An 18,555-nucleotide genomic window follows, 5' to 3' on the forward strand; every position below is an offset into this window, starting at 1 on the left:
TCGCTCCTGAGTCCACCCTACGGCGCTAAGAGCAATCGCGGCTAAAGCCCCTCCCACAGAACGAATATGCATTTACTGCGCACCCAGCCCGGCGCTCAACTGCCGGCCGACAGCATCGCCGACCTCGGCCAGACGCCTGCCGATTTGGTGATCCTGTGCACGGGCGATTCGCACTTGTCGTTGCTGACCGAAGCCGCCCGGCAACTGCCGAACGACTATCCCAGCCTGCGCCTGGCCAGCCCGGCACAGCTGAGTAACAACGCCTCGGTGGACTACTACGTCGAGCAGGTGCTGCAACATGCCAAGGTCATCCTGATCTCGGTGCATGGCGGGGTCAGCTACTGGCGCTACGGTGTGGAGCGTCTGGTTGAGCTGGGCGCGCGCGGCGCCACGGTGATCATGGTGCCCGGCGACGACAAGCCCGACCCGGAGCTGAATGCGCTCGGTAACGTTGCTGAAGAAGACAGCCAACGCCTCTGGCAGTACCTGCGCCAGGGCGGCTTGGAGAATGCCTGCCAGTTGTTCCGCTGCATCGGCAGCCGTTGGCTGGGCCGCGACGACACGTGGCAGGAGCCGCAACCGCTGCCGCGCGTCGGCCTCTATCACCCGCAGCGCAGCCCGGCGGCGCTGGCTGACTGGCAGGCGCAGTGGCAGCCGGAGACGCCCGTGGTGGCGCTGCTGTTCTATCGCAACCATGTGCAATCGGCGAACACCGCCTTCGTCGATACCTTTTGCCAGCACCTCATCGTGCAGGGCCTCAACCCGCTGCCGATTGCCGTGGCCAGCCTCAAGGAACCTGCATGCCTGGAACAGGTGCAGGCCTGGCTGGACGAAACTAACGCCGCGCTGATCATCAACACCACCGGCTTCGCCCTGTCCAACCCCGAGGCGCCACAGGCGCGGGTGTTCCGTCGCGATATCCCGGTGCTGCAGGCCATCTGCTCGCTGGACAACCAGGCGCAGTGGCAGGCCAGCGCCCAGGGCCTGGGCTCGCGCGATCTAGCCATGCACGTAGTGCTGCCCGAGCTGGATGGCCGGCTGATCGGTACCGCCATCAGCTTCAAGGGGCTGGCCTGGCGTAGCGAGCGCAGCCAGAGCGACGTGGTGTGCTACCAGGCGCATGAACCGGGCATGTCTCACGTCGCAGAACTGGCGCGTAACTGGTGTCAGTTGGCGATCAAAAGCAACGATCAGAAGCGAATCGGCCTGATCCTGGCCAACTACCCGACCCGCGACGGCCGCATCGGCAACGGCGTCGGCCTGGATACACCGGCTGCCGCCCTGAATATCCTCCGCGCCCTGAAGGCCCAGGGGTATCCGGTGGATAACCTGCCGGACAGCGGCACCGCACTTGTCCACAGCCTGCTCGGCGGCGTCACCAACGATCTCGACGGCCTCGATACACGGCCTTGCGCGCAAAGCTTGGCGCTGGACGACTACCTGGCGTTTTTCCACAGCCTACTCGCTGCCAACCAGCAGGCAGTGCGCGAACGCTGGGGTGAGCCGCAGGATGACCCGATGTTCCGCAGTGGGCGGATGATGGTCGCCGGCCTGCGCTTCGGCCTGACCTTCGTTGGCATCCAGCCGGCGCGCGGTTATCAGCTCGACCCGGCGGCGGTGTACCACGACCCCGATCTGGTGCCGCCGCACGGCTATATCGCCTTTTACGCCTGGCTGCGCACGGCCTTTGTCGCTGATGCACTGATCCACGTTGGCAAACATGGAAATCTGGAATGGCTGCCGGGCAAGAGCGTCGGCCTGTCCGAGGGCTGCTGGCCGCAGGCGCTGATTGGCCCGCTGCCGAATATCTACCCCTTTATCGTCAACGACCCGGGCGAGGGCGCGCAGGCCAAGCGGCGTACCCAGGCGGTGATCATCGACCACCTGATGCCGCCGCTGACCCGCGCCGAAAGCTACGGCCCGCTACGCGATCTGGAGCGGCTTGCCGACGAGTACTACGACGCCAGCCAGCTCGACCAGCGCCGCGCTGTCGAGCTGCGTGGCGAGATCCTGGCCAAGGTGCGCGAAGCCAGCCTCGACCGCGAGCTGGGCCTGCAGCTCAATGACGATGCCGACAGCTGGCTACCGCAGCTCGACGCCTACCTGTGCGACCTCAAGGAATCGCAGATTCGCGATGGCCTGCATGTGTTCGGCGAGTCGCCCGCCGGGCAACTGCGCCGCGACACCCTGCTGGCGCTGCTGCGCATTCCCCGTGGCGATGGACAGGGCGCCAATGCCAGCCTGCTGCGCGCTCTGACCCGTGGCCTGGAGCTGGGCTTCGATCCGCTGGATTGCGATATGGGCCAGCCTTGGGAGGGGCTGCGCCCACAGGCCTTGCAGGCTGTGGATAACAGTCTGTGGCGCACTGTCGGTGACACCCGCGAACGCCTGGAACTGTTGGCGCTGCGGCTGATCGAGCAGCGCCTGGCAGGGGAGCATAGCGAAGCGTTTGGCGCCGAGGTGGCGCTGATCCTCGACGGCCTGGCCGAGCATATCGCGCCGCTGCTCGATGCCTGTGGCGACGCCGAGATGGGCGGCCTGCTGGCGGCACTGGAGGGGCGTTTCGTCCCAGCCGGGCCGAGTGGCGCACCGAGTCGTGGTCGCCTCGACGTGCTGCCCACCGGGCGCAACTTCTTTACCGTCGACGTGCGGCATCTGCCCACGCCCACCGCCTGGCGCCTCGGAGTGCAAGCGGCGGATCGCCTGCTGGAGCGCCACCTGCAGGACGAGGGCGACCATCTACGTCAGCTCGGCCTGTCGGTATGGGGCACGGCAACCATGCGCACCGGTGGCGACGATATTGCCCAGGCCCTGGCTTTGATGGGCGTGCGCCCGGTGTGGCAGCCCGGCAGCCAGCGCGTCGAGCGCTTCGAGGTGTTGCCGCTGGAACAGCTTGGTCGACCCCGGGTGGATGTGACTCTGCGCGTGTCAGGCTTCTTCCGCGATGCCTTCAGCAACCTGATTCGCCTGTTCGACGAGGCCGTGCAGGCAGTGATCGAACTGGACGAGCCGGAAGACATGAACCCGCTGTCGGCGCGGGTCTGGCGCGAGTCGCTGTCGCTCCAGGACAGCGGCTTGGATGAAGCCGAAGCACGGCGCCAGGCTGGCTGGCGGGTGTTCGGCGCCAAGCCGGGGGCCTATGGCGCCGGAGTGCAGAACGCCATCGAGGAGCGTCTGTGGCAGAGCCGTGCCGACCTGGCCGAGGTCTACCTCAACTGGGGCGGTTACGCCTACGGCAGCGGCGCCGAGGGCGCGCCCGCGCGGCAGCGCTTCGTCGAGCGCCTGGAGCAGATGCAGGCGGTGCTGCACAACCAGGACAACCGTGAGCACGACATCCTCGATTCCAACGACTACTACCAGTTCCAGGGCGGCATGCTGGCGGCGGTGGAAACCCTACGTGGGCTCAAGGTGGCCAGCTACTTTGGCGACAACAGCCAGCCGGACACGCCGCGCATTCGCAGCCTCAAGGAAGAGCTGAGCCGCGTGGTGCGTGCCCGCGCTGCCAACCCCAAGTGGATCGAAGGCATGAAGCGCCACGGCTACAAGGGCGCCTTCGAGCTGGCCGCGACCATCGACTACCTGTTCGCCTTCGACGCCACCAGCGAACTGGTCGATGGCCACCAGTACGCGCTGCTCACCGATGCCTACCTGCTCGACAAGGACACCCGCGACTTTATCCAGCAGCACAACCCCGGCGCGCTCAACGATATCCTCGAACGCCTGCTGGAAGCCCAGCAGCGCGGCTTGTGGGAGAATCCCGGCGAATACCGAGAGGCGCTGGAGAATCTGCTGCTCGATAGCGAGGAAAGCTGATGCGCGTGCTTTTTCTCCCCTCTCCCATTCATGGGAGAGGGGCCGGGGGAGAGGGTTTATCCGGTGACGCCGAGCCCGTAGGGTGGGTTAGCCGCCTGTCGCCGTGTCTGACCGGCTCACCGAAGTGGTTGCGGCGTAACCCACCATTGGCGCCACACGATGTATCGCCTGGTGGGTTACGCGGCGCGCTACGTTTTTCTGCAGATATAAGACCGGCGTTCTGCGCCGCTAACCCACCCTACGGGTGCAGCGTGCCCATTGTAGGAGGCGCTTCAGCGGCGACATGCTCGCGGCTAAAGCCCCTCCCACAAAAGCCAGGTGCGACCGTTCACCTCCACGGATCACTGCCATGACCGAACATCATTTCCCCCTCGCCGCCGTGGTCGGCGCCGATTCGCTGAAGCTGGCGCTGTGCCTGGCGGCCATCGACCCAGCCATCGGTGGGGTGCTGATCGAAGGGCCGCGCGGTATGGCCAAGTCGACCCTGGCGCGTGGTCTGGCCGATCTGCTGGACGGTGGACGCTTCGTCACCCTGCCGCTGGGGGCGAGCGAGGAGCGCATCGTCGGCACCCTGGATCTGGACGCCGCGCTGGGCGAGGGGCGGGCGCAGTTTTCCCCAGGCTTGCTGGCTCGCGCCGACGATGGCGTGCTGTATGTCGATGAGGTCAACCTGCTGCCGGATCATCTGGTCGACCTGCTGCTCGATGCTGCTGCTAGCGGCGTCAACCATGTCGAGCGTGACGGCATTTCCCACCGGCATGCCGCGCGCTTCGTGCTGATCGGTACCATGAATGCCGAGGAAGGCGAACTGCGCCCGCAACTGCTCGACCGTTTCGGCCTCAACCTGGCCCTCGATGGTCAGCCGCAGCCGGCCGAGCGCGCCGAGATTGTCCGTCGCCGGCTGGCCTTCGATGCCGACCCTGCTGCCTTTCTGCAGCGCTGGCAAACCGAGCAGGCTGCCCTCGCGACCCGTTGCCAGAAAGCCCGCCATCGCCTGGCCGATATCCCGCTGGATGACACCGCCCTAGGCGAGATCAGCCAGCGCTGCTTCGCCGCTGGCGTCGACGGCCTGCGCGCCGATCTGGTCTGGCTGCGCGCTGCCCGCGCCCATGCCGCCTGGCGTGGCGCAGCGGGCATCGAGCCTGTGGATATCGAGGCGGTGGAGGACTTCGTCCTGCGCCATCGCCGTCGCCAGCTACAACCGCCGGCTGCCACACCGCCCGAGCAGAATCAGGCGCCGCAGCAGGTGCAGGAACAGAGCCAGGGCGAAGGGCAGTGGGGCGAGCTGCCGGCGCAGCCGCAGGCCATGGGCGAGCGACGCGTGCCGCCGCGCTGGCCAAAAAAGTCCTGAGCATCCGCCCGCGCACAGCCACAGGCGCGGATGCCCGCAACCGGCCCGGACGACTCAGCGGCGGCCTGCGTGGCGCCGCCTGCAGCGGTGCGGACGGGCGTATCGATTGGCCGGCGACCCTGCGCCAGGGCCGACCGCAACGCCGCGAACAGTTGGTGCTGCGCCCGCGCAGCCAGCAGGCCGAGGAACTCTGGTTGGTGTTGGTCGATGCCTCCGCTTCCACCCGTCGCCATGGTGCACTGAGCCGGGCCAAGGGCGTGCTCGCCGAGCTGTTCGACAGCGCCTATCGCCAGCGTGCGCGCCTGGCCGTGCTGCAGGCCGGTGGCCGCGAGGCGCAATGGCTGTGGCAGGGGGGCAAGGCTAGCGCTGAGCTACACCGCTGGCTGCACGAGCTGGGCGCGGGCGGTGGCACGCCGCTGCTCGATGCGCTGAATCAGGCGGGTGACTGGCTGTCGCGTCGGCAACGAGGGAAGCCGAGCGAACGCCAGCGCCTGCTGATCCTCACCGATGGTCGCCTGCGTGACCTGCCAAACCTGGCGCCGCTGCCGTGCCCAACCCTGCTGCTCGACACCGAACGTGCGCCCATCCGCCTGGGTCGCGCCCGGCAACTGGCGCAGGCGTTGGAAGCCGACTACCACCATATCGACGACCTAGCGCCCGGCGCGCCGGGCCGCACCTGGAGAACCCCATGAAAACCCTGCTGCTGGTCGGCATCGGCGCCGGCGACCCGGACTACATCACCTATCAGGCGATCAAGGCGTTGCGTCGCAGTGACGTGATCTTCCTGATGGACAAGGGCGCGGCCAAGCACAAGCTCAACGCCTTGCGCCGCGAGATCTGCGCGCGCTTTTTGGACGGCCACACGCCACGCTTCGCCGAAGGTCTGCAGCCTGAGCGCGAGCGCGAGGCAGCGGACTACCGCGCCAGCGTCGACGAACTCAACCGCGACAAACAGGCGGTGTTCGAGCAACTGATCGACGAGCAGATGGCCGATGGCGAAACGGCGGCCTTTATGGTCTGGGGCGACCCGTCGCTGTACGACAGCAGCATCCGCATCATCGAGGCCATCGCCGCGCGCCGTAGCGACTTCACCTATGACGTGATCCCCGGTATCACCAGCCTGCAGGCGCTGACCGCGCGCCACCGCATCCCGCTCAACAGCATCGGCCGCGCCGTGGAGATCACCACCGGCCGACTACTTGCCGAGGGCTGGCCGCAAGGTGTGGACAGCGTGGCAGTGATGCTCGACGCCAAGGACACCTACCGGCGGTTTACTGGTCAGGGGCTGACCATTTATTGGGGCGCCTATGTCGGCACTGCCGATGAAATCCTGATCGCCGGCCCGCTGGATGAGGTGGCCGAACGCATCGCCACCACCCGCGCCGAAGCGCGTGAGCGTAATGGGTGGATCATGGATAGTTATCTGTTAAGGATAGATAGTACGGAGGAGTGAACTGAGGTGCGGTGGACAAGCGAAGCGTTGTCCAGCCTAAGTTTTAGTGCGGAGATTAGTCGTTTACCGACCAATGCTTTAGTTTGATTATTTGGTATTTAAACCATATTGCTACTGGGATTAGCAGGGCTGCCATGACCTCCTGTTCCTTTATTGCGGGTATGAAAGGTATTAAACGAGAACCAAATGACCAAGCGATAAATACTCCAGCCCAAAACAAAAGCATGTTATTCATAAGCTTTGCTATAAGGCTAAGAGCCATGGCTAGGCGGAGTTTTTCATGTTTAGGGATTTTTGCGGTTCGTATAAATGTAATCGCTAAGCATGAAATAATGAAACTCAGTATTATAAGAAAAGAAAAACTGTCCTCTGAGTAACGCCAGTTAATTAGGGTTGCCAGAAAAGGGCTTACCTCCGTATCTGCACTCAAACCTCCATACTTGTAAAACGCCCACAAAACCCCCATAAGTACTGGAGTAAATAGTAAGCAATATTTTCCTTCGTTCAGGGATTTCAGAATAAATTTCATATAATCACATTCTTTTTATGGGGTATTGGGGTTTCTGGTTTTCTTCTAGTCAAAGCCTATACCGTATGGGATAGTAGCCTTAGGATTTCGTATATATCGCGCTAATTTCTTCCCGGTAAACTCGCAGGCCGAGTGCCTGGTAATTGGCCAGGGCAGCCGGGTGGTCGAAAGTGCAGCAAGTAGGGTGGAAAACCGCAAGGCGTTTTCCACTACCTTCAAGTCAGCCCCGCCGTTTTACAACCAACTCCAAGAAACCCCCGTATACACCCCAAACCCTTCCCCTGGCGTGGAGCGCGCCACATCAGCACCGTTGTCGTCATAGCCCGGCATCACGGTGGCGGCATAGCGTTTGTCGGTCAGGTTGCGCAGGTCGAGCCAGGCTTGCCAGTCGTCCTTCGGCGAGGCGTAGCCGAGGGTGGCGCCGAAGGTGGCGTAAGCATCGGCGTAATAGGAATTGGCGTAGTCCACGGCGACCTTGGCGGCGTACTGGGTGTTGAGGCCGGCGTAGAAGCCGCTCGGGTGGTCGTAGCGCAGCTCGGCCTGGTAGTAGTGGCGCGGCAGGCCGGGTAGGCGGTTGTCGCCGAAGGCATCGTCGTCGCGGTAGTGGAAGTCGCTGAAGGTGTAGGCCTGGCGCAGGCTCAGGGCGCCGGCGGCGCCGCCTTGCCACAGCGGGCTGGTCAGGCCGGCTTCGATGCCTTGGTGTACGGTAGGGCTGGCGTTGGATTCGGCGAAGACGTTGGGCTCGATCTCGACGGTAAGCAGTTCGTGGCGCACCTGCGAGTAGTAGTAGGTCAGCTCCCACTGGCCCAGTGCGGACTCGCCGCGGCCGCCTACCTCGAAGGTGGTGGCGGTCTGGTTGTCCATCGAGATCGGTGCGCGTTGGCGAGAAGCGTACGGCTGGTTATTGGCCGGGAAGCGTAATGGCGAGCTCCAGATCATCGACCAGGCATGTGGAGGTTCCACCGAGCGGCTGATATTGCCGAATAGCTGTACTTCGGGATTGAGCTGGTAGCGTAGGCCGATGCGCGGTGCGTAGTCCCAAGTGCTTTCGTCGAGCTTGTCGTCGGTGGCTGGCCAGGTCACCTGCACTTCGCGGCGGGTATGGATCAGCGCCAGGCCGCTGGTCAGCCACAGATCGGGCGTGAGCTCCAGCTCGTTGCCGATATGCAGCACGGTGTCCGAACCCAGGTGTTCGTAAGCGCGCATCAGGGTGCCGGCTGGGTAGTTCACCGGAGCGCCGACAACAGGTGTCACTGTGATCGGTAACGCGGCATTCTCCTTCGACTTGCTGCTTGGCAGCGTGGTGGTGTTACGGAAACCCAGGGTCGTGGTGCTGTTAAGACCGAACAGGGTGTGTCGGCGGGTGTAATTCAGCGTGCCGCTGACGTCGCTGTAGTCCACGCGAACCCGGTAGGTGTTGCCGTTGGGCGAGCTGTTCTCGACGATATCCATCGGGTAATGGTGATAAGCCAGGCCCGCCACCAGGGTGGAGTCATCGTCGATCTGCCAGGTGGTCTTGTTGGCCAGCCAGGTGCTGCCAGGTTGGTCACGGTAAGCATCGATCCGCAGGTTGTTGGCAGCAGCAGCGCGAGGGTTGTGTTTGATGTCTTCCTTTTTCAGGCGGCCCGGTACTTCGTGCTCGGTCTCGCGGTAACGCAGGTAGAAGCGCGTTTCCAGGTTCTCGTTGAGGCGGTAGCCGAAGTTGCCGGCGATACCTTTGCCCTTGCCCGAGGAGTGATCCTGATAGCCGTCGGTTTCGCTGTCGGTCAGGGCGAGGTAGTAGTCGAAATCGCCCAGCACCTGGCCGGAGGCGATGCTGCGCTTCTGGTAGCCACGGCTGCCCGCTTCATAGCGCAGTTGCAGCTTGGGCGCGGTGTAGCCGGTATGGGTGATGTAGTCGATGGCGCCGCCCAGGGCCAGCGAACCACGGTCGAAGCCATTGGCGCCGCGCAGCACTTCGGCGCGACTTATCCACAGCGGTTCCAGCAGTTCGTAGGGCGTGCCGCCGGGGCCGGTCAGTGGCAGGCCGTCGAGCATGATATGGGTGCCGGAGGCATGCGAGCCGGGGCCACGGTTGATGCCTGAACCCCGCACACTGATCTTCACGCCTTCGTTGCCGGGGGATTGGGCGTAGACGCCCGGCTGGTAGGCCAGCACGTCGGCGACGCCGGCCACGCGGCCCTGCTCGACCTTGGCCATATCGACCACATTGGTCGCGCCCGGCACGCGTTTGAGCTCCTCGCGCGCGGCCTCCACTTCGCTCATCTGGACGCCGCTGATCTGCAGCGAATCGAGCTGCACGGGCTCTTCGGCGAAGGCGCTGTGGCCGCTCAGGCAGGCGAGGGCGAGCAGGGTGAGGCGGGCAGGTTGGCGGGAAAACGGCAGGGGCAGCATGCAAGGGCTCCGTTGAGCGGGCGGCGAGTGTGTCTGATGAGGAATGACGAGGATTCGTCACCCGCAGGGTGCTGGCGCGGGGGCACATCATGCCGGTTTTGCCCGTGCTGTGCAGCGGGCCGCTCAGGGAGAAGCAGGGCGGCCGCGCGACTGGCGACCGCCGCTGTGGATAACCCTCAGGCCAGGCCCGCCTTGTCCAGGCCAAACTGCTTGTCGGCGGAGCCCGGCACAGTGCGGAATGCAACGTTGAGGCGGTTCCAGCCATTGATGGCGATCACCAGAAAGCTCAGCTCCGACAGCTCCTGCTCGGAGAACTGCTCTCGCACGCTGGCGTAGATGGCATCGGACACGCCGTGCGCCGATAGCTGGGTCAGGGCTTCCGTCCATTCCAGTGCGGCGCGCTCCTGTGCCGAGAACAGCGGCGACTCGCGCCACACGGCGACATGGTGCAGGCGCAGTTCGCGGTCGCCATGCAGTTTCGCTTCCTTCACGTGCATGTCGACGCAGAAGGCGCAGCCGTTGAGCTGCGAGGCGCGCAGCATGACCAGATGGGCCAGCGGCGCAAGAAAGGGGCTGCGGGTCAGCAGCATGGAAAATTCGGCGTATTTGCCGGAAGCCTTGGGGGAGAGTGCGAAGTAGTCGAGGCGCTGGCTCATGGTGTTCATCCGTATCCGCGTTGAGGGGCGTACGACGGCCTGCCCCGGTAGCGGTGAATCTACGCAGAGGTGGCCCAGTCACATAGATCCAATTGTGCGGATTCTGATTGATCCACTTCGCTCAGCGCCGTGCCTGCGACGGCGGAAATCCGTACGCGCGCTTGAAGGCGGCGCTGAAGCTGCTGAGGTGTTCGTAACCGGCCAGGCTGGCGGCTTCTTCCACTGACAGGCCCTGCTGGCGCATGGCGTGATAAGCGCGGGCCAGGCGCTGGCGGCGCAGGTAGGCGGCGATGGTGATGCCGTTGCGGCTGCGGAAGGCGTTCTGCAGGTCGACCGGATTCGTGCCGAGCTGACGCGCCATGTCGGCGATGCTCAAGGTGTCGGCCTCGCCACTGTCCAGCCACTCCTTCAGGCGTAGCAGGCAGCGTTCCAGATGGCTGCCGAAGCGTTTCTCCGGCGGCGCATCGATGCCGCGCAGGATGTCGCTGGCCAGTTCCAGGGCGAAGCTCTCGCGTTGCAGGCGCTGCAGCAGCGGCGGCAGGGTCGCGTCACGCTCGAGCAACTGATGGGCGCGCTGGAGGATATCCACCGAGGGCTGCCAGGGCAGGTTGTGCCAGTGGCTGCGGCTGAAGCGCAGTAGGGCGTCGCTGCGCAGTTGGCTGCCGAGGGCGAACTGCTGCAGCCAATCCGGAGTGATGCTCAGGCACACCTTGGTTTCTTCGCGGCCGTTGCGCCAATGGCGCTGGAACTGGTCGCTATCGGTGAGGTTGACCAGCATGGCGCGCTGGCCGCCGGGGCGGGCGTCGAAGTGCAGGCGCTGGCGCGGCAGGCTGACTTCGGCCTCGCCCTGCAGCAGGAAGGCGGCGGTGATGCCCGGTGCCAGGCGGTTGTCGCTGCTGGCGTCGACCAGGTCGCGGCTGTGGCTGAAGTACAGCACCAGGCCTTCGCTCAGCACCTGCACCTGTTGCTCGCCGTCGAGCACCGGCTGTTCGCCCGGCAGTTCGCGCTGGAAATGCAGGTTGCCGCCCAGGGTGTGGGCGACATCGTTGAGCTGGCCGCAGGTGAAGACCGTCATGCTGGCTTGACCAATGGAAGTTTCGTTGCGGCTAATTTTTCCTTCTTTTCGCCTAAGCGCGCAACATTGTTCAGAATTATTCTCATGTGCAATGAGGTCGCAATCGCCTTGATTGCGTCACCAACGATCATGGGAATCACACAGCGATGGGTTTGCTCCTCACGCAAACGACGGTGGTCGAGGCAGTCTTTCACGACCAGGTCGACGCGGCGCAGATACGCCAGTGGCTGGACGGCATCGAGCGTCTGATCGAAGACCGCCAGCCGTTCTTCTTCATCTCCAGTACCCGCGAGGGCAGCTCCTTCGCCGAGGATTACCGGGCCATTCAGGGCGTCTGGTACAAGCAGCACAAGGCGGCGTTCCGCGAGATCTGCCAGGGATTGGTGCGTATCGCCTGTGATGCCGAGGAACAGTCCCGGCTCGACACCCCGGCGCTGCATGCCGCCTGGGGCGTGCCCTATTTCGTCACCCTGGACAGGACGCACGGCTATCGCTGGATCGCCGAGCGCATGGTGAATCATGCAGCGTCCGTCTGAGCAGGTGCCGGTGACCCGGCTGGCGTTGGCGGTAATCGTGGTGCTGTACCTGGCCCACGCCCTGCCGCTGTACTTCTTCAATGTGGCGATGCCGGCCATTCTGCGTAGCCAGGGTGTCGACCTGCGCTGGATCGGCATGCTCTCGCTGCTGTACGTCCCCTGGGCGTTCAAGTTTCTCTGGGCGCCGCTGGTCGACCGGCATTACCTGCACAGCCTCGGCCGGCGTCGTACCTGGCTGTGGCTGACCCAGGCGGCGTTGGTGGTCGGCATCCTGCTGCTGGCGCTGACCGGCCTGGAGCACGGCCTGCTGCTGTTCGTGCTGGTGAGCCTGTGGATATCCACCTTCGCCGCCACCCAGGACATCGCCATCGACGGTTACACCGTGGAGTCGCTGGCCAGCGAGGATCATCGTCTGGGCAGCATGGCGCAGAGCATCGGCGTGGCTCTGGGCAGCATGTTCGGCGGTGCCGGCGTGTTGTGGCTGTACCAGGTGGTCGGCTGGCAGAGCGCGCTGTTGACGTTGGCCGGCCTGAGTGCCCTGACCATGCTGGCAGTGGCGCGGGTCGATGACCGCCTGCCGGCGCAGTCCGAGGCGGCCAAGCCGGGCTTCATCGCCACCTTCAAGCGCCCGGAGATCCGCTGGGCGCTGCTGCTGATCCTGGTCTATCGCCTGGTCGAGGCGCCGGCCATGGCCATGCTTACGCCGATGCTGGTGGATCGGCAGTGGTCGTTGACGCAGATCGGCCTGCTGATGTCTGTAGCCGGCGCCAGCGTCGGGCTGCTTGCCGCCGTGGCGGCTGCGCGCCTATTGCAGCGCCAGCGTGCGGCGACCCTGCTGCTGCGCGCCGGCTGGCTGCGCAGCCTGGCCTACCTGGCGGTCGCCGGGCTGCTGCTCAGCGGCCTGGCCGACGGTTCACCGCTGTGGCTCGGCGCCATGGTGCTGGTGCTCCTGGCCATCCGCTACCTGGCGATGACCAGCCTCTACGCCCTGTTCATGCAGCTGTGCTCGCGGCAGCAGGCCGGCACCGACTTCACCGTGCTGGTGTGCTTCGAGCTGCTGGTGTTCTTCGTCGGTGGCTCGCTGTCGGGCTTCCTCGCCAAGGGCCTGGGCTACGAAACCTACTACCTGCTGCTGGGCGCGCTGTCAGTGCTCAGCGTCCTGCTCTGCAAACCTATCGTCCGGTCGATCCAGGCCGGCTCCGGCAATCATTGACGCGCTTTCTCTGGGGGAAACCATGAGGCATCTTTCGGCATCCATGCAGATCACCTTGCTCAGCCTGGCGGTGAGCGGTGCGCTCCACGCGCAGGCCGACGACACCACGACCAGCCAGATCAAGGAGCTCGGCCCGATGGTGGTCACCGCCACCCGCTCGGCCAAGAGCATCGCCGAGATCGCCGGTACGGTGTACAGCATCGAGCGCGAGCTGGTTGCCGAACAGGCCGCAGCCGGGCGCTCCACCGCCGATATCCTCGGCCAGCTCGTGCCTTCCTTGGCGCCGAGCAGCGGCACTACCAGCAACTACGGCATGACCATGCGCGGGCGCACCGTGCAGGTGATGATCGACGGCGTACCGCTGACCGGCTCGCGTGACGGTTCGCGCCAGCTCAACAGCATCAGCCCGGCGATGATCGAGCGCATCGAGGTGATCTCCGGTGCCACCAGCATCTACGGCGCTGGCGCCACCGGCGGCCTGATCAACATCATCACGCGTAACGCCGACGATGAAACCAGCGACTTCAGCAGCCGCATCGGCCTACGTACTCCTGGCAAGGCCGCCCGTGACGCCATGGCCTACGAGGCCTCGCAGACCGCTGCCTTCCACCAGGGTGCGGTCAGCGGTTTCGCCGGCCTGAGCTTCACCAAGCAGGGCGAGATTCGCGATGCCGACGGTGATCGCATCGGCCCGGAAATCTCCCAGACCGACCGTCAGGACACCACCAGCTTCGACCTCAACGGACGCCTGACCTGGCACCTGGACGATGACCAGCAGTTGAGCGCTGGCGTGCGCTATTACAACGACGAGCAGGACAGCGACTACGGCCCGGATTACGGCCCCAACCTGTCGGCTTTGCTGGTCTCGAACTACCAGCCCAGCCACAACGCGGTGGATGGCCTGCAGCTCGACGATCAGCCGCGCACCCGCCACTACGGCGCCAATGTGCAGTACCTCAACCGCGACCTGCTGGGTGGCCAGCAACTGACCGCCGAGGCTTACTACCGCAAGGAAAAATCGCGCTGGTTCCCGTTCGCCAGTCGTGTGGCGAATGCAGCAACGCCCGGTGCTATCGATGTTGTGATGCAGTCGAGCACCGACATCGACGTCTGGGGCGTACGCACCGCCTTGCAGAAAGGCTTCGAACTGGCCGGGCGCGATCTGCAACTGACCTATGGCCTGGATCATGAGCGCGAGCAGGACAGCCAGAACGCTCAGTTCTACGATTTGTGGGGTGCTTTCGTTCCCAGTAATGGCCTTAACTACCGCGAGACCTACAGTGCTGCGATGGGCCCGGACGTGGAAGTGAGCAAGACCGGCGCGTTCCTGCAAGGCGACTACCAGCTCACCGAACGCCTCAGTCTGCAGGCCGGCGTTCGCCGCGAAACCATCCGCAACGAAGTGGACGATTCCATCCCCTATGGCGAGGCAGTGACCGCCGCCACCGTGGCCGGCTACCAGGCGCGCACCCTGGAAGGTGGCAACGTGCGCCACAGCGAAACCCTGTTCAACCTCGGGGCGGTGTATGCACTGACCGACACTCAGCAACTGTTCGCCAACTTCTCCCAGGGCTTCAGCCTGCCCGACACCCAGCGCATGCTGCGCGACGTGCCGGCCAGCTTCGTCATCGATAGCAGCAGCATCGATTCGATCAAGGTCAACAACTACGAACTGGGCTGGCGCCTGGGTGATGCCAGCGGCCTGAACGCCGGGGTGACCGCGTTCTACAACACCTCCGACAAGGTGGTGCAGTTCAACCGCGATTTCAGCGTCTCGGTGGCCGACACCGACGAGCGCGTATGGGGCGCCGAAGGCAACCTGCAGGTGCCGGTGGTCGAGGGCTGGACGCTGGGCGGTACCCTGGCCTACACCCGTGGCCAGTACAAGGACGCTGCCGGCAACTGGCGCGAGCTCAATGCCTTCCGCGTCTCGCCGCTGAAGGCCACTGTCTACAGCGACTGGCGCTTCCTCGATGGCTATGGCGTGCGTCTGCAGGCGCTCACCGTGGGCGGCAGTGACCGCGCCTATGACGACGCTCAGTCCGCAGCGATCAGCCCGACCATCCGCGCCACCCCGGCGACCAAGATCCAGGGCTATACCGTGGTCGACCTGATCGCTCACGCGCCCTGGCTGGGCGGCGAGGTTGGCTTCGGCGTCTACAACCTGGCCAACCGCGACTACAAGACCGTCTACGGTCAGCAGGCCGAGGCCACCTACGGCGCCATCTCCAGCCTGCCGGCAGCCGGTCGTACCTTTGGCCTCAGCTACTCGGTGCAGTACTGATCGTTCAGCGCTGGTAGCTCAGCGGCCGCTTCGACGACTCCGGCAGCGCCAGGCCGCCGGCCAGGGCCAGCAGGGCGATGGCGATCAGGTAGTAGGCCGGCGACATGCGGTTGCCGGTCGCCTCGATCAGCCAGGTGGCGATCAGCGGCGCGGTGCCGCCGAAGATGGTGTAGGCCAGGTTGTAGGTGAAGGCCGAGGCGGTGTAGCGCACCCGGGTGGGGAACTGCTCGGACAGCAACACCGCCGTTACCACGCCACAGATCACTGCACCCACTGCCAACAGCATGGCGCCCAGGGCTGAAGTCAACAGGGTGCCCGAGGCAGCCAGGGTGAAGGCCGGATACACCGCGACGATCAACGCCACTCCGGCGGTGAGGATGGTGCGGCGGCGCCCGACGCGATCCGAATAGCGCCCGACGAAGGGGCACAACAGGGCGGCGAAGAACAGCGCGATCAGGCTGGCCAGCAAGGCAGTTGGCCGCGCTGCGCCGCCGACCACCTGCATGTAGGTGGTGAGATACGTGGTGAACATGTAGAACGACAGCGCCGTAGCCGAGATGAACGCCGACAGGCAGAGCACGGTGCCGCCGTGCTCACGCAGGGTTTCGCGCAGCGGCGAATGTTCAGGGTGAGGCTGGGCAGCCAGGGCCTGGAAGGCCGGCGACTCGTCCAGGCGCAGGCGCATGTACAGGCCGACCAGGCCCAGTGGCGCGGCGATCAGGAACGGTACGCGCCAGCCCCAGGCCTGCATCTGTGCTTCGTCCAGCCAGAAACCCATGCCGAACACCAGACCGGCGGCGCAGGCGAATGCCATGAAGGTCGAGACCGGCACGAAGCTGCCATAGCGCGCCTTCTGCTCGGTGGGTGCGTGTTCCATGACGAAGGCACAGGCGCCGGCATACTCGCCGCCGGCGGAGAAGCCTTGCAGGCAGCGCGCCAGGGCTAGCAGCAGCGGGGCGAACAGGCCGATGCTGGCGTAGGTCGGCAGCAGGCCGATCAGTGTGGTGGCGCCGGCCATCAACAGCACGGTGATCGACAGCACGCGCTTGCGGCCGATGCGGTCGCCGAGGATGCCGAAGACGATGCCGCCCAGTGGGCGCAGGGCGAATGACACGGCGAACACCGCGAAGGTCTGCAGCAGCGCCAGGGTCGGGTTGCCCGGGGGGAAGAACAGTGAGGCGATGGTCACGGCGAGGAAACCGTAGACGGCGAAGTCGAACCACTCGACGAAGTTGCCGATGGCCGAGGCGGCGATCACCTTGTGCAAGGTGGCCGGGCTGACCTGTTGACCGTGGGCTGCGGCGTTCATACGTCATCTCCTGATGCTCGAGCCAGACGGTCTGGCGATCAGGTTGGACGTTATCGGCTGCGCCCTGCGCGAAGCGCTTCGCAGGCGACAGTGGCGTTGCCGTGAGCGACCTCAGCCCTGGGGAAACTGCGCTGGGTCGGAGAAGCAGGCGCGCAGGTGATCGAACACCAGGCGCACCCTTGGCGGCACCGGGCCCTGCTGTGGGCGGTAGATGAACAGTTGCCAGGGATCGGGCGCCTGCTCGGTCAGCACCGCTTGCAGGCGGCCGCTCTCCAGATACGGTTGCGCCAGGTAGGCGGGCAACTGGCCGTAGGCCAGGCCGGCGAGCACGGCTTCCAGCTCGGCTTCGGGGTCGTCACACACCAGCGCTGGCGCGGGTGGATGCAGGCTGGGGCCATGGGCGAACGTCCACGGCCAGGGGCGACCGTTCTTGCGGTCGATCAGCACCGACAGCGGCCGCTCTTGCAGCTCATCGAGGCTGCGCGGCTGGCCGGTGGCAGCGATCAGTTCCGGCGTGGCCACCACCTGCAACGGCACTGGCGCCAGGGCGCGAGCGACGTAGCGGCTGTCACGCAGGAAGCCGACGCGGATGCCGATGTCGATCTGCGCTTCCACCGCATCGGTGATCTCGTCCTCCAGGCGCAGGTTCAGCACCAGTTGCGGGTGCTGCTTGAGCAAGGGTTGCAGGAAGCCCACCAGAAAGCGCTTGCCGATGGCTTGCGGCGCGGTGATGCCGATGCGCCCGGCGATGGCCGATTCGGCCTCGGCGCGATGGCCGCGAAACAGCGCATCGAAATCCTCCAGCATCTGCCGGGCGCGCAGCGCATAGGCCTCGCCGAAGGCGGTGATGTGCACCTGGCGGGTGTTGCGGTGAAACAGAATCTCGCCGAGTTCTTCCTCCAGCGCCTTGATCGCGCGGGTCACCGCCTGCGGCGAAACCCCGAGCCGAGTCGCTGCCTCGCGGAAATTGCTGCAGTCGGCTGCGCTGCAGAAGATGCGGATCATCTCCATGCGATTGAGCATGTCGGAGCGCCTTTTTGTTCCAGAATGTGGAATAGCCTAATCCAAACTCTTCCATTCATTGAAACTTAAAACGCCTCTAACGTGAGCCCATGTCCAGCGAGCGACGCCGGACACTCCAACGAATCGAGAGAGGGCATCACCATGAGCAACAACATTTCCGGCAAGGTCGTGGTCATCACTGGCGCCAGCAGCGGCCTGGGCGAAGCGACCGCCCGCCACCTGAGCAAGCTGGGCGCCAAGGTGGTGCTGGCCGCACGGCGCAAGGAGCGTCTCGAGCAACTGGTCAGCGAACTGGTTGCCGCTGGCGGCGAGGCCGTGGCCTACACCACCGACGTGGCTCGCGCCGACGAGGTCAAGGCGCTGATCCAGGGCGCGCTGGACACCTTCGGTCGCGTCGACGTGCTGGTCAACAACGCCGGCTACATGGCCATCGCGCCGCTGAGCGACGTGCGTGTCGAGGAGTGGGAGCGCATGATCGACATCAACATCAAGGGCGTGCTGTACGGCATTGCCGCGGCGCTGCCGGTGTTCCAACAGCAGAACGCCGGGCATTTCATCAACATCGCCTCGGTCGCCGGGATCAAGGTGTTCAGCCCAGGTGGCACCGTCTACAGCGGCACCAAGTTCGCCGTACGGGCCATCTCCGAGGGCCTGCGACATGAAGTGGGCGGCAGCATTCGCACCACCACCATCGAACCGGGCGCGGTGGATTCGGAGCTGAAGTTCGGCAGCTCGCACCAGCAAAGCCGCGACTTCGTCGTCGACTTCTACAAACAGGCGATACCGGCGGAATCGGTGGCCCGCGCCATCGCATTCGCCATCGAGCAGCCGGCCGATGTCGACATCAACGAGATCGTCCTGCGCCCGACCGTGCAGGAGTTCTGATCCACAACCGATGCTGCGGGCGCTTGCGATGCGG

At 65.0% G+C, this 18,555-nt stretch carries 14 protein-coding genes; 8 read left to right on the plus strand and 6 right to left on the minus strand.

Translation table 11 applies throughout. The features are described 5' to 3' along the window. Positions 1-66: 66 nt before the first annotated feature. From cobN to cobF, 4 genes are all read left to right on the plus strand, one after another. On the plus strand, positions 67-3,813 hold the full coding sequence (gene cobN / locus C7A17_RS10485; RefSeq protein WP_106737975.1) for a cobaltochelatase subunit CobN: 3,747 nt from the start codon (positions 67-69) through the stop codon (positions 3,811-3,813). Positions 3,814-4,162: 349 nt separating this feature from the next. Next, positions 4,163-5,164: an ATP-binding protein gene (locus tag C7A17_RS10490; protein ID WP_106737976.1), complete on the plus strand. Its 1,002-nt coding sequence runs from the start codon at positions 4,163-4,165 to the stop codon at positions 5,162-5,164. Next, positions 5,089-5,856 (plus strand): vWA domain-containing protein, encoded by a 768-nt coding sequence (locus C7A17_RS10495; RefSeq protein ID WP_106737977.1) that lies wholly within the window; start codon positions 5,089-5,091, stop codon positions 5,854-5,856. Before C7A17_RS10490 ends, C7A17_RS10495 begins: the two co-directional genes overlap by 76 nt. Further along, a complete protein-coding gene (gene cobF, locus C7A17_RS10500; RefSeq protein ID WP_106737978.1) occupies positions 5,853-6,617 on the plus strand; it encodes a precorrin-6A synthase (deacetylating) in 765 nt (254 codons plus the stop codon). The genes C7A17_RS10495 and cobF overlap by 4 nt, the downstream gene beginning before the upstream one ends. A 55-nt stretch (positions 6,618-6,672) precedes the next feature. Here the strand turns inward: cobF and C7A17_RS10505 are convergent, their stop codons facing one another. The 4 genes from C7A17_RS10505 to C7A17_RS10525 all read right to left on the minus strand — a co-directional run bounded on the left by C7A17_RS10505 (position 6,673) and on the right by C7A17_RS10525 (position 11,271). Then, positions 6,673-7,146, minus strand: coding sequence for a hypothetical protein (locus C7A17_RS10505; protein ID WP_158704652.1), 474 nt, complete (start codon positions 7,144-7,146; stop codon positions 6,673-6,675). Between the two features lie 234 nt (positions 7,147-7,380). After that, positions 7,381-9,540, minus strand: coding sequence for a TonB-dependent receptor family protein (locus C7A17_RS10515; RefSeq protein ID WP_106737980.1), 2,160 nt, complete (start codon positions 9,538-9,540; stop codon positions 7,381-7,383). Positions 9,541-9,716: 176 nt separating this feature from the next. Beyond that, complete coding sequence (locus C7A17_RS10520; RefSeq protein ID WP_106737981.1) at positions 9,717-10,205, minus strand: carboxymuconolactone decarboxylase family protein; 489 nt, start codon at positions 10,203-10,205, stop codon at positions 9,717-9,719. Between the two features lie 112 nt (positions 10,206-10,317). After that, complete coding sequence (locus tag C7A17_RS10525) at positions 10,318-11,271, minus strand: helix-turn-helix transcriptional regulator (protein WP_106737982.1); 954 nt, start codon at positions 11,269-11,271, stop codon at positions 10,318-10,320. Positions 11,272-11,417: 146 nt separating this feature from the next. Between C7A17_RS10525 and C7A17_RS10530 the strand changes: the two genes are divergently transcribed. From C7A17_RS10530 to C7A17_RS10540, 3 genes are read left to right on the plus strand one after another with little or no spacing between them, the layout of a single operon-like run. Continuing rightward, complete coding sequence (locus tag C7A17_RS10530) at positions 11,418-11,807, plus strand: hypothetical protein (RefSeq protein WP_106737983.1); 390 nt, start codon at positions 11,418-11,420, stop codon at positions 11,805-11,807. Further along, positions 11,791-13,020, plus strand: coding sequence for an MFS transporter (locus C7A17_RS10535; protein ID WP_106737984.1), 1,230 nt, complete (start codon positions 11,791-11,793; stop codon positions 13,018-13,020). Before C7A17_RS10530 ends, C7A17_RS10535 begins: the two co-directional genes overlap by 17 nt. A gap of 22 nt (positions 13,021-13,042) precedes the next feature. Continuing rightward, positions 13,043-15,304 (plus strand): TonB-dependent receptor, encoded by a 2,262-nt coding sequence (locus tag C7A17_RS10540; protein ID WP_199796416.1) that lies wholly within the window; start codon positions 13,043-13,045, stop codon positions 15,302-15,304. 4 nt (positions 15,305-15,308) lie between these two features. Here C7A17_RS10540 and C7A17_RS10545 read toward each other — a convergent pair whose 3' ends face one another. Both C7A17_RS10545 and C7A17_RS10550 read right to left on the minus strand, forming a co-directional pair. Continuing rightward, positions 15,309-16,613 (minus strand): MFS transporter, encoded by a 1,305-nt coding sequence (locus C7A17_RS10545; RefSeq protein WP_106737986.1) that lies wholly within the window; start codon positions 16,611-16,613, stop codon positions 15,309-15,311. A 111-nt stretch (positions 16,614-16,724) separates the two neighbouring features. Continuing rightward, complete coding sequence (locus tag C7A17_RS10550) at positions 16,725-17,636, minus strand: LysR family transcriptional regulator (RefSeq protein WP_106737987.1); 912 nt, start codon at positions 17,634-17,636, stop codon at positions 16,725-16,727. Between the two features lie 141 nt (positions 17,637-17,777). Here C7A17_RS10550 and C7A17_RS10555 point away from each other — a divergent pair, with 141 nt between their 5' ends. Then, the gene (locus C7A17_RS10555) at positions 17,778-18,521 is read left to right on the plus strand and encodes an SDR family oxidoreductase (RefSeq protein ID WP_106737988.1); all 744 of its coding nucleotides are present in this window, start codon (positions 17,778-17,780) and stop codon (positions 18,519-18,521) included. Positions 18,522-18,555: the final 34 nt, after the last annotated feature.

The organism is Pseudomonas mendocina (assembly GCF_003008615.1).
GTDB lineage: Bacteria > Pseudomonadota > Gammaproteobacteria > Pseudomonadales > Pseudomonadaceae > Aquipseudomonas > Aquipseudomonas mendocina_C.